Raw genomic sequence first — 11,580 nt, 5'->3', positions numbered from 1 at the left:
GAATGGGGAGGTTTGTAGAGCAAGGTTTTCATAACAAACAGAGTTCTAGTTTTCTCTAGATTTTTCAAAGGGGTGGTTGGACATTAAATTTCTAAGTTTGTTATTATTCGCTGTCGTCATATTTATGGGGTGTTCTAGTCCAGAAGAATTTGAAGGATACGTATTAGAAAAACAAAAAAATGAAATTTTAGTGGTGCAAAATATTGATATGCAAATGTTAAATAACAGTATGAGAAAGAGTTACTCGCTCTAGTTGATGAGAATAATGCTATTTACTTTTATATTGATGAAAAAACATATGAAAATGTAGATGTTGGCTCTAAAGTGGTTGTCGGATATAATCCAAATGGAGGGCAAGATGATTCCTTCCCTCCAAAAATGGATGCTATAAGTGTTGATATAGTATCAGATTAATGAATAATATTTTTAGAGTAATAGTGTCTTTGAAGAAGTTTGTGAATTATTGCACTTACACTATATGGAGAGCTTTAGCTGAATAAGCTATCGCTGTTCTGCTAACGGTGCAGAAGAGTATAAAAATCATTCCAAGCCAGTATGTAAATGGTTTTGAACTACTGAGGGGGAGGACGAATATATGGTTGTATCTATTCGAAACGCAAACAAAAGTGATTACGATTCTCTATTGCCTTTATTTAGACAGGTTCATGAATTACACGTTTTTGAAAGACCAGATTTATACAAAGAGAATTCTATTCCTGTCGCTCAAGAGTTCTTTGAAAACCAAATAGATAATGTCAAACAGCATATTTTTGTGGCAACCATAGGTATTGAAATAGTTGGATTCTGTGTTATGAAGGAAGAAGAAGTAATTGAAAATTCTTTTGTGAATGCGAGAAAGATATTATATATAAACAGTTTATGCGTTAATGAAACGCAAAGAAAGAAGGGCATCGGAAAAAGACTTTTACAATATGTTTTTGATTTTGGCAGAAGCCTAAAAGTTGATAGTGTTGAATTGGGAGTTTCAGAAAAAAATCCTTCTGCAATTGAGTTTTATGGGTCAATTGGTATGACAACGAAGAGCAGAAAAATGGAGATTATATTGAATTAACGGATGAGATAGCAGAACAAAAAGGATAAAGGTTAGTGAAATTTGACGTTATAATTGAAGGAGTACAAACATGATGGAAAGGAACATTCTTGCAATATCTGGTGGTGGTTTTTCTGAAGAAGATAATGCCTATATAGATGAATATTTGCTGAAAATAGCCAGAAAACAGGAACCATTAAAAATTGCATTTATTGCAACGGCAAGTAGTGATGCACAAGGGTATATTGATAAATTTTATGAGGCATTTAAAACAGAATTTCCGAGCCATATTACAATGAAAGATTTTGAATTACCAAATATCCAAGAGGTTGTAAATGCTTTGGATATTGTATATGTAGGCGGTGGCACTACTCAATATATGCTTGAAATTTGGCAGAGATCAGGCTTCGATATTGTTTTGAGAAACGCATATCAAAACGGTGTCATCTTATCTGGAATAAATGCAGGTGCTATGTGTTGGTTCGAAACTTGTTATAGTGAAAAAAATAAGGAAATATACGAAGAATATATAGGATTAGGTATGTTAAAAGGCAGTCTTTGTCCGCATTATAATGATACCGAACGCCGTATTGCTTTTAATAGGTGGGCAACACCTCAAAAAAACAGTACTTTATATACTTTAGAGGACAATGAAAACTTACACTTTAAAAATGAGATGTTAGTTGCAAAGATTAGTACATAAGAAGCCTATTGCTTAATATAGGAATTTCTACCAGTAACCTTTTCTTCAAGTAAAGGGAGCAATATTTTAACAAGGGGGCTGACGAAATGCGCGGCAGTCCTTATTGAAGTTAAAGAGCAGGAATGTTTAATACCGATACCGTAATGTATCAGTTTTATATAAGGGGAAATTACCGATGACTTATCCTTTTGATTGTATTACTGACTTTATTTTCGTAGAAACAGAAATTTCTTCTGCAGATGTTATTTTAGTTCCTGGTGCAAACCATCCTCAACTAATGGAAAAAGCAGTTGATTTGTATAAGCAAGGATTAGCACCGTACATACTCCCATCTGGTGGATATAAACCACACGTTGGAACTACTGAGTGGGAATATCTTAGTAAAATTGCAATTGAATATGGACTACCAGAGGAATCAATTTTAAAAGAAGATAAAGCACAACATACCTTGGAAAATGCTCGTTTTTCTTTAAAAGTTCTAAGAGATAAAGGTATATCTTTTAATAAAGCTATAATTGTTTGTAAGGCAGGACATTCTCGACGAGCATTATTATGTTATCAACACGAATTTCCAAAAGAGGTAGATTTCCTTGTCTCTCCTGTTGTTGATAGGCATGGAATAACTAAAGATAACTGGTTTCTTTCTGAAATTGGTATAAGACGTATAATGACTGAAGTTCAGAAAATCGGTAAATACTTTGGAGATTTTATTCCTACTTGGGTAAATAAATAATTTTTTATTTATCTATCAGAGCAGCGTTAGTGCGATAAGCAAAGATGAAAACAAAGGCACGAAGAACTGATTCTTCATGCCTTTTAATATGTGAATGATAATGTGATTTCGGTTGTGAAAGTTGTGTGTGATTTACCGTGTTAATTCGTCGGTGATTGGACGTTTTGCACCTCACAAGTAAACACGATAAGGACAATTTCATGACTTTCTTCACTTATTTTGTCCTTATGTACATTCCATTACCAAAAGCTCTTTCAAACAAATTCATACTCACCCCTCTTCTCCTCTGTGAGACGTTTTTTTCCAAGTTAAAAATTAGCTCTATTTATCAACTCCAAAGCTTTCTCATAATCTTTCGGCGTGTCTATATCCATTGTTGTAAATGGATCATCAATTTGCAGTTTCACTTTATTTTTTATTTGCTGCATGAGCCCTTTCCCACCTTCATCTCCAGATAATTGGGTCAAATCTAAGTTTCTGATATTGTGGAACAATACTGGGTGACCAGGTTCCTCAATATAAAAGGGGCGTATAACAAATGGAGAGGAAACCTGTTTTTGCTTTTCCTCTCCTTCCATAATTATATTATCTATTGTTTCCTTCTGTATAAACGGTTGATCGCCTAAAAAAAACATAGCGGATGAGATCGTATTCTTCATTTGTTGAATTCCTTTGGCAAACGATGTACTCTGCCCTTCCATGTACTTTTCATTTAATACCCAATCAATTTTTACATTTTGCAGTTTAACTGAATTCATTATCTGTTGATGCTGATGACCCACGACAACAACAACTTGCGCAAATGCGTGAACAGCAACACTTTCTATAACCATTTCTAACATATTTTTCCCATTAAACTGTAACAATTGCTTCGGACTTCCCATACGACTAGAACGTCCTGCTGCTAATATGATTGCACTAATTGGTAAGGATGACATATGTGACACCTACTTTATAGAATAACTCGGCAAAACGTTCTCTCTATTATTCTTTCTTCTATAATGCTCCTTTTCATTCCTAACCTTAATTAATTCTCCAAGAACACTGATACTAATTTCATCCGCACCTTCTGCAAATATATCCATTCCAACTGGAGAAGAAACCCAACAGGGAATACTATTGGGTTGTATAAGTCGTTCCGTTCTTTTTCTTGGACCAAGAATTCCTACATACTTTACTGGATTTTTCAAAAAGTAAGCCATAATCTCTTGATCTCGCAAAAAATTGTGCGTCATGATTAAAACATAGCTATTTTCTGAAACATTATTCTGCTGTAGAAATAAACTCGGATGTTTACAAATAAGTTTTTCTGCTTTTTCAAAGTACTTCCTATTACACCTAACTTCACTAGGATCAATAACAATAGGAGCAAAATGAAAATCCACGGCACGTTTTACAATAGGTTCTACATCCGGACCAGCTCCAAAAATATAGAGCATATCCTTCGATTCATATTTTTCAAAAAGAATTGTATCATCAATTCCAGTAATTTTTTTATACTCCATTCTAGTTTCACTACGCAAAAATGTTCTTACACTAGGAACGATACTTTCCATAAAACTAGGAGAATCCCCCCCTATTTGAACACCATTTTCGGAAAAATATAACCGTTCTGCTTCTACATGTATACTTGTGACATTTTCCCCCATATTTAATAAGGTAACTACATCTGATAAAACATAGTGATTTTCTGACCATTGTATAGGCTCCAGTAGTACTTGGATACTACCATTACACCCGGCACCTTGTCCCCACCCTAAGTCGTCTTCCGCCCTTAAGTCGTATAAGACAATTTTCGATTTTTGTGATTGTATTACTTCATCGGCATGAAACTGGATATCTTCTTCTAAACAACCGCCGCTAATTAAACCGTACTTTTCGCCTGTTTCACAAATCAGCATTTTTGCCCCTTCATGTCGATAGGCTGATCCTTCGACGTGAACGATAGTAGCCATTACAAAAGCATGATTAGGAAAATCCTTTACGATTGAAATATATTGATAAAAGTCCTTCACAAAAACACCCTCCTAACATACAACGATCCATTTATGTTATACATATGTTTTTAGAGGTAATTGATTACTTATTACACTCTTCTGTTGCACAGAACCGTTGAAGTACTCGATGAATCCCCCCGTATCCAGTACAACGACATAAATTCCCTGTGAGACCTTCCTTTAAGTCATCCATGGAAGGATCCGTATTTTCATTAAGTAACGCTTTTAAGGATATCACCATACCAGGAGTACAATACCCGCATTGAAATCCACCTTCTTCTAGAAAAGCCTCTTGAATAGGATCTACATTATTTTCACTTATCCCTTCAATTGTTTCCACATGCTTCCCTTCACATTGAAAAGCCATTGTTAAACAAGAATTTTGTGCTTTTCCATCAATCAATACCATGCAAGCACCGCAACGTCCTATTTCACATGAGATTTTTGTTCCCGTTAATTGAAGATTGTTTCTAAGAATATCTACTAATCTTTTAGACGGATCTACATGTAATGAGATTGGTTTATTATTTAGTACAAATGACATTCTGCTTCCTTTTTCCATAACAAGATTTTCTTTTCTGTTCATAAGCTCACGCCTCCCTTTCCTGTAAAAAAGGTAATTCACGAATAAGCTTTTCTGGTTTCACTGGTAACTTTTTTATCCATATCCCTGTTGCATCATGAATAGCGGAAACGATGGCTGGTGCTAAAGCTACAGACCCAACTTCCCCTACTCCCCTTGGTCCAAATTCATCTCCTTCAGGTAATTCTTCAATAGCATCCACCGTTTGTTCAGATGGTACATCCATTATGGTCGGAATTAAGTACGTATCCAGATTTTTCGTAAGATAGCGACCATTTTCCATGACGGCGTCTTCTGTTAGGGTAAATCCAAGTGCCATAATACTACCGCCTTCAATTTGACCTAGATATCCCATTGGGTTTATAACTGGGCCAGCCGCAACAGTATGATGAATATCCGTAACTTTTACCATTCCTGTTAAAAGATTTACCTCTACTTCTGCAGCAACAGATGTACAGGTATATAAATAATGCCCTCCTATGATAGGGTCAGGTGTTACTGGATAATGAAATTGTGTGGAAAACAACAAATCATCTACTCCCTGTTTTGCAAGTTGTTTGTACGTAATAACCAGTAAAGAAGGAATATCTTCTTTTTCACTTTTTGTCCAGATGCCACCAGGTCCTGTTTGTAAATTTTTCTCTGCTACACCTGTCATTTGAGTTACTCTTTTGAAGATTGCTTGTAAAAATGGTGGTTTTAAACGATTCAACGCTTGCCAAACCATGTTCGTTGTACGCGACGCGGTGGATGAACCGCTTGGAGGAACTTTATCAGTATCTCCGATGATAATTTCTAAATCGTCTTTTTCACACTGGAAGTGATCTTGAAGCAAAATTTCTAATGTGCCTATTAATCCTTGCCCAAACTCCTCATGTCCGAATGCCACTTCTATTTTTCCATTTTCATTTAATCGCAGTTGTCCTCCCGCAGGGTCTGGAATTCCATACCCTAATCCTGAACCATGCATAGCCATGGATAATCCTATCCCTTTCCTAATCCATGGTGGTTGATGTTCTTCCTTATTTTTATAAAAAACAGAAGATTTTCGGATCGCATCCCACACTTCTAATGCTCCATTTGTTGGAACAACCCGCTGGCCTAAAGGACCACGATCGTACATTCCTCTAAGATTCCTCCTTCTCAATTCCCATGGGTTTATTCCCAGTTTTTCAGCTAACCGGTCCATTTGCCCTTCTAAAGCAAAAATAACCTGATTTCCTCCAAACCCACGGAACTCACCAGATACACCATTATTTGTATATACTGCCTTTCCTTTTATTTCTACGTTCGGAATTATATATGGTCCAACAGAATGCTCGGTTGCAAAATTTAGGACAGGTCCACCTAGTGTGGAATATGCCCCTGTGTCTGAGAGAATTCTCACTTGATGTGCCAGCAGCTTCCCATCTCGATCCACACCTGTTTTCATTGTTACTTTCATTGGATGTCTTTTTAAACCAGCAACAACAGATTCCCAACGAGAATAATGCATTTTTACTGGAAGACCACAAGCCAACGTTAGTAAAGCACCATAAGGTTGAACGTTTAGTTCGTCCTTTCCACCAAAAGACCCTCCGATTGGACTAGAGATAATTCGTATACTCTCCTCTGGTAGTGCGAGGATTCTTGATAATTGCATTCGGTCTTTGTAACCATGCTGTGTGGGAGCATACACCATTAATCTTCCATTCTCCGAAACAAAGATCCCACCTTCCGTTTCTAAGTACGTATGCATTTGGCGAGGTGTTTCGTAGGTTTCTTCAACAATATGTGTACATTTCTCGAAGCTTTCTTCCATATTTCCTAGGAAATAAGTCGTTTCATGAAGAATATTCCCCTTTGGATGTAACAATGGTGCATTCTTTTCTAATGCTTTCTCTGGTGAGTCTACTATTGGTAATGACTCATACTCCACTTCTATTAACTTCAATGCTCTCTCTGCAATTTCATCCGAAACAGCTGCAATTGCAGCCAATGCGTCGCCCTCATACTGCACTTTTTCCGAGCAAAAAACTGGCTGATCAGGATTACTAATTCCGAATCCGTTTAGACCAGGTATATCCTTATGAGTTAATACCGCTTTAACCCCATCCACTTGCAACGCTTTTGATATATTGATAGATTTGATCTCCGCATGGGCATACTCACTTCTCAATACTCTTCCAACCAACATATTAGGGAAGGTCATATCAGTTAAATACTGAAGACTCCCTGTAACTTTCTCCTTTCCATCAGGTCGAATTCTCCATTTATCTTTTGCTGAATTCTTATCTAGTAACAAACTGAACACCTCCTTAGCTTTTCGTACTCCACTTATGAAATTCACTTAAAATTACATTAGCAGCCATTATTTTTCGGTATTCTCCTGAAGCAAAAGCATCCGTTGCGGGTTCGTATTCTTCTTTAATAACTTTTTGAATTTTCGGATAATATAATTTATTACGTTTTTGCATCTCCAATACTTGCTCTGCTTTTGATAGCCTCATAGGTATTGCACTACCACCACCAGCTGAAATGGCTATGGATTGGATCGAGTCACTTTCAACTGAAATCCATTTCGCTGCCACAGTTACTACAGAAGGAATAAACGCTTCTCTCCTGCCGACTTTTTGGTAGAAAGAAAAACCTTCTTCCACCTCGCTCACCACTATCGGTATTTGTAGTTTCACTAATATCCTTCTTTCTTTCTTTATTACTCCAGCCTTCCTTTTCAATAACCAAGCTTCCAAAGGCTCTACTTCTAAACCCTTTCCACCATACCAACATAATTTCGTGTCATATAAAAGGAGTGCTGTTATGGAATCGCCAGTAGTGGTAAGAATATTTCCTCCAATGGTTCCTTGATTCCGAATGGATGGTGCTGCAATTGCTTTGCAAGCTTCAAAAAGAGGTAGGAGATATCTTTGAATGATTGAACTTGTCGTACATTCAGCTAATGTAGTCATTGCACCAATAGAAATTTCGAGAGAGTCTGCCAAAATTTCTTTTTCACTAATTCCCTTTGTTTCAAGAAGCTTATCTAAACTTATTAACTGAGAGGACATTTCAAACGCTTTTGCTTCCCATTGGGTCCTAAGCCACGTTCCACCTGAAATATAACATCCGTCTTCATCAAATCTTTGTCGTAAACTCCATGCTTCTTGTAAATCTTTCGGTTGTGATATTTGGGTGTGCATAAATGTAACACTCCTCTCTTTATCGAATTTTTAAAGATGAAATTATTTCTTTACCATCTCCTGGTTTCCCTAATATCTGTTCCTTTCCGTAGACTACTTCACCTCTTACAATGGTCGTTTCAACAGCAATATTCATCGTCATATTTTCATAAGGGGTAAATTTATTTTTCGATAAAATCGATGATTTACTAACTTTCGTACCGCTATTAGGATTTATTATTGTAAAATCTGCATCATACCCTGCATCAATAATTCCTTTTCGTCCACCAAGATGAAACCGTTTCGATACATTAGAAGTGAAAAATGGCAATATACGTTCCAGTGGTATACCACGTTTCAAAGATTCGTCTATAAAAAAAGGAAATCCAAATTGTACTCCCTGAATTCCTCCCCAAGCCTCCCATATATTTTTATCGCCAACTGTTTTCATAGAGTTTAAACACGGGGAGTGGTCTGAACCAACCGTATCTATCGTGCCCGCTTTTACACATTCCCAAAGTTTATCCACTGTCTCATTCTTTCTTATTGGAGGAGCACACTTTAACATAGGACCAATCCTTACAAAATCTTCTTCATCGAATAGTAAGTAATGTGGACAAATTTCTGCAGTAACATCCATTCCTCTTTGTTTTGCTTCATGAATTTCTTCGATTGCCTTTGGAGAACTAACATGAACAAAATGAACAGATGCCCCTGTTTCTCCTACTAGTTCTAAAGCAGTTCGAACAGCTAGTTCTTCACATTCTAATGGTCTACTTTCTAAGAATGCTCTTCTGTCGTTTCTCCTATTACTTAGAAGTTTTGAAGTGTTTTTTATAATGGATACATTATCTTCTGCATGTAGAGCAAGAATAGAATCTAGTTTATTCGTGATTTCCATTGCTTCTTTTAACTCTTTTTTTCGTAAGTAAGGAAAATCACTTATTCCACTTTCTGATAAAAATGCTTTGAATCCAACAATCCCCATTTGTTTCATTGCCTTCAGTTCTGTTTCATTATGAACATTATGTGAGGTTATTCCTCCCCACAAACCAAAATCAATGGTGGATCTTGTTCGTATATGTTTCTTCTTTCCTGCTAATATGGAGGAGGTAACAACAGAGGGGCTGCTATTTAGTGGCATATCAAAAACGGTGGTAATTCCTCCCGCTGCAGCTGCTTGACTACCAGTTTCAAATCCTTCCCAATTATCTCTTCCTGGATCATTAAAATGAACATGAGAATCAATAAAGCCAGGTACGATAAAGGATTCTTTAGCATCTATCACTTTATGAAAAAAAGTGTCTTTTAAAGGTTCCCTTCTATTTGAAAACATGAGTTCTTTTATTAACCCATCATTTACGATGATGTCCATTTCAGTAAATGAACCCTTCCAGAATACTTGACCATTCTTTATCAATAATTGGTTCATTGGCAATCCTCCCCATAATGGTTCAGAACACGAAAAGTTTATTAGAATTATTTTCGTGTTTCCTTAACTTTCAAAAGATGTTCTTTCTATTTTGTACGAAAGTAATTCATTTTCCATAAATTTTGTAAGGAAATATGACGTAGATTTTTCAGCAATGTAAGATTTCGTGAAATATATAAACACTGAGTGGTTACTCATTTGTGTGATAATTATATACTTCTTGTTATCTCAGGCTTTTGCTTTATACCCTAATTCACAAAGGTGAAATTAGTATTTCCGGCTTGTTATTGTTACTTAATAATTTCTAAATGAGCGAGAAAAATTGGATATTTATGTTAAAGTACAGAAGAACTACATTTATTTTTGACTATAGAATAGACGTAGAAAAAATGGAAAGAGGGAATACCTTGATTATTGAAAGTATAATAGGTAAGAGGAAAAAGGGTTCGTTTTTTTTAATAAGGTAGCTTTAAGTTCTTAATAGATATACTTATAAAATGTGACAGGAGTATGAGCATGAAAAGAAACTATATAAGCTTTGTCTTAATTGCCCTTGTTGTTATTATTGTTCTCACCATTTTTGACGAACCAAATGAAAAATCGATCGATGCCCAAGAGAACACAACATTGCAAGAAACAGAGAAAAACTTGGAATATGAACTGTTGATTAATGAAATGAAGCAAGAAAATTTGCAGTTAAGAAGAAACGTTAGAAAATTAGAGAAAGAGTTAGGAACCTTTTATTCAACAGTAATGAATAAGGATATAAGTGTTATTGAGGATGCTATACATATCATCGAATTATTTTCAATGAGTGAAAGTATTGAGGAAGCCAAGCAGCATTTTTCTGCAAATGTAATTATACATGAGGTAGATGGTTCAATTGAGTTAGAGTTTCCAAATAGGAGCTTTTTAACTGAACTAGAAACCTTTACCAATACAATTAAAAATCTAGAATTGAGAAGTTTTGAAATAAAAGAAAAAAGAATCATACTCAACTATAATTATGTTTCTGATTATAACGATTCTATATTTGGATACAGTTTCGTTTTAGTTGACGAAAATGGATGGAAAATAATTGATATTTCTAATTAACTTCCTTTTAAATTAGCCTAAAATAAATGTTATAGGTCTGGTCCTAGTTAATTCTACACACGTTTTCGAATTTATTTTGCATACGAAGAGTGTTAGCTCAAAAATCATAAAAATGGCTAGTCATCTGACTTAGCCATTTTTGGGTAAGAGGAACTGAAACTATGTCTTATAAGGATGGTGTACTATCATCAATTGAGTTTAGAAGAATAATATATACGAGAAATGAACCTGGCATTGTAAATAGGAAGATAAGTCTTACGCTGAAGGGAGAAATCCCAAAAAACTCAGCTAGCCCTCCACAAACTCCAAACATGGACTTACTTGTAGATGATCTTCTTAGCTTATTCTTACTCAAAATGATACACCTCCAAATAGACATAGTATTTTCAGCTATCTCTCCACAGAATAGATTCTATTTCAAGTAGAATACATCTTTTAATTCTTTCGATACCGGGCTATTATCTGGGTTTGTTTCCATGATATCTTTCATGTAGACCCACCACTTTTGGCAAATTTCAGTTTCTGCTACTTTACTCCATTTTTCTTCGTCTTCAATTTCCACATACGCAAACAATGTAGCTGTTTCTTCATCTAAGAAAATAGAATAATTATGCCCACCATGTTCTTTTAACATTTTCCCCATCTCTGGCCAAAGCTCATCGTGTCTCTTTTTATATTCTTCAAATTTGTCAGGGTATACCTTCATTACAGATGCTTTTCTGATCATGTTTATTCCACCTTTTCATTAATATGTATAATACGTATACTAAGATAATTCTTTGTTCATTTGGAATATCCTTTAAATAAATTTATGAACATTTTTGTAAG

At 35.5% G+C, this 11,580-nt stretch carries 12 protein-coding genes and 1 pseudogene; 5 read left to right on the top strand and 8 right to left on the bottom strand.

Annotated features, from left to right (window positions below):
* Positions 1 to 267: 267 nt before the first annotated feature.
* The 4 genes and pseudogenes from ACERII_RS23360 to ACERII_RS23345 all read left to right on the top strand — a co-directional run.
* Positions 268 to 414: pseudogene (locus ACERII_RS23360) on the top strand (hypothetical protein); the annotation flags it as partial.
* A gap of 181 nt (positions 415 to 595) precedes the next feature.
* Entirely contained in the window at positions 596 to 1,072 is a 477-nt protein-coding gene (locus tag ACERII_RS23355) for a GNAT family N-acetyltransferase (protein WP_373645392.1), read from the top strand.
* Positions 1,073 to 1,142: 70 nt separating this feature from the next.
* A complete protein-coding gene (locus ACERII_RS23350; RefSeq protein WP_373645391.1) occupies positions 1,143 to 1,754 on the top strand; it encodes a Type 1 glutamine amidotransferase-like domain-containing protein in 612 nt (203 codons plus the stop codon).
* A gap of 175 nt (positions 1,755 to 1,929) precedes the next feature.
* Positions 1,930 to 2,487 (top strand): YdcF family protein, encoded by a 558-nt coding sequence (locus ACERII_RS23345; protein ID WP_373645390.1) that lies wholly within the window; start codon positions 1,930 to 1,932, stop codon positions 2,485 to 2,487.
* A gap of 308 nt (positions 2,488 to 2,795) precedes the next feature.
* On the opposite strand, the gene ACERII_RS23340 is transcribed toward ACERII_RS23345, so the two are convergent.
* The 6 genes from ACERII_RS23340 to allB all read right to left on the bottom strand — a co-directional run bounded on the left by ACERII_RS23340 (position 2,796) and on the right by allB (position 9,657).
* A complete protein-coding gene (locus tag ACERII_RS23340; RefSeq protein WP_373645389.1) occupies positions 2,796 to 3,425 on the bottom strand; it encodes a nucleotidyltransferase family protein in 630 nt (209 codons plus the stop codon).
* A gap of 9 nt (positions 3,426 to 3,434) precedes the next feature.
* Positions 3,435 to 4,502: an XdhC family protein gene (locus ACERII_RS23335; protein ID WP_373645388.1), complete on the bottom strand. Its 1,068-nt coding sequence runs from the start codon at positions 4,500 to 4,502 to the stop codon at positions 3,435 to 3,437.
* Positions 4,503 to 4,566: 64 nt separating this feature from the next.
* Positions 4,567 to 5,070, bottom strand: coding sequence for a (2Fe-2S)-binding protein (locus ACERII_RS23330; RefSeq protein ID WP_373645387.1), 504 nt, complete (start codon positions 5,068 to 5,070; stop codon positions 4,567 to 4,569).
* 4 nt (positions 5,071 to 5,074) lie between these two features.
* Positions 5,075 to 7,351: a xanthine dehydrogenase subunit D gene (gene pucD / locus ACERII_RS23325; protein WP_373645386.1), complete on the bottom strand. Its 2,277-nt coding sequence runs from the start codon at positions 7,349 to 7,351 to the stop codon at positions 5,075 to 5,077.
* Positions 7,352 to 7,364: 13 nt separating this feature from the next.
* On the bottom strand, positions 7,365 to 8,246 hold the full coding sequence (locus tag ACERII_RS23320; protein ID WP_373645385.1) for an FAD binding domain-containing protein: 882 nt from the start codon (positions 8,244 to 8,246) through the stop codon (positions 7,365 to 7,367).
* 19 nt (positions 8,247 to 8,265) lie between these two features.
* Positions 8,266 to 9,657 carry an allantoinase AllB gene (gene allB, locus ACERII_RS23315; RefSeq protein ID WP_373645384.1) on the bottom strand — a complete coding sequence of 464 codons (1,392 nt, stop codon included), beginning with the start codon at positions 9,655 to 9,657 and terminating at the stop codon, positions 8,266 to 8,268.
* 516 nt (positions 9,658 to 10,173) lie between these two features.
* Here allB and ACERII_RS23310 point away from each other — a divergent pair.
* Positions 10,174 to 10,752 (top strand): hypothetical protein, encoded by a 579-nt coding sequence (locus ACERII_RS23310; RefSeq protein WP_373645383.1) that lies wholly within the window; start codon positions 10,174 to 10,176, stop codon positions 10,750 to 10,752.
* A 166-nt stretch (positions 10,753 to 10,918) separates the two neighbouring features.
* On the opposite strand, the gene ACERII_RS23305 is transcribed toward ACERII_RS23310, so the two are convergent.
* Complete coding sequence (locus ACERII_RS23305) at positions 10,919 to 11,107, bottom strand: PspC domain-containing protein (protein WP_373645382.1); 189 nt, start codon at positions 11,105 to 11,107, stop codon at positions 10,919 to 10,921.
* A 57-nt stretch (positions 11,108 to 11,164) separates the two neighbouring features.
* Positions 11,165 to 11,479: an L-rhamnose mutarotase gene (gene rhaM, locus ACERII_RS23300; protein ID WP_373645381.1), complete on the bottom strand. Its 315-nt coding sequence runs from the start codon at positions 11,477 to 11,479 to the stop codon at positions 11,165 to 11,167.
* Positions 11,480 to 11,580 lie beyond the last annotated feature (101 nt).

This window comes from Evansella sp. AB-rgal1 (assembly GCF_041820985.1).
In the GTDB taxonomy this organism is placed as follows: Bacteria; Bacillota; Bacilli; order Bacillales; family Salisediminibacteriaceae; genus Evansella.
This window is presented reverse-complemented; position numbering and strand designations above follow the sequence as displayed.

Coding starts and splice junctions, on each gene's coding strand:
- ACERII_RS23330 (WP_373645387.1), bottom strand. CDS start 5,070: ATGAACAGAAAAGAAAATCTTGTTATGGAAAAAGGAAGCAGAATGTCA.
- ACERII_RS23310 (WP_373645383.1), top strand. CDS start 10,174: ATGAAAAGAAACTATATAAGCTTTGTCTTAATTGCCCTTGTTGTTATT.
- ACERII_RS23355 (WP_373645392.1), top strand. CDS start 596: ATGGTTGTATCTATTCGAAACGCAAACAAAAGTGATTACGATTCTCTA.
- ACERII_RS23320 (WP_373645385.1), bottom strand. CDS start 8,246: ATGCACACCCAAATATCACAACCGAAAGATTTACAAGAAGCATGGAGT.
- allB (WP_373645384.1), bottom strand. CDS start 9,657: ATGAACCAATTATTGATAAAGAATGGTCAAGTATTCTGGAAGGGTTCA.
- ACERII_RS23340 (WP_373645389.1), bottom strand. CDS start 3,425: ATGTCATCCTTACCAATTAGTGCAATCATATTAGCAGCAGGACGTTCT.
- ACERII_RS23350 (WP_373645391.1), top strand. CDS start 1,143: ATGATGGAAAGGAACATTCTTGCAATATCTGGTGGTGGTTTTTCTGAA.
- rhaM (WP_373645381.1), bottom strand. CDS start 11,479: ATGATCAGAAAAGCATCTGTAATGAAGGTATACCCTGACAAATTTGAA.
- ACERII_RS23345 (WP_373645390.1), top strand. CDS start 1,930: ATGACTTATCCTTTTGATTGTATTACTGACTTTATTTTCGTAGAAACA.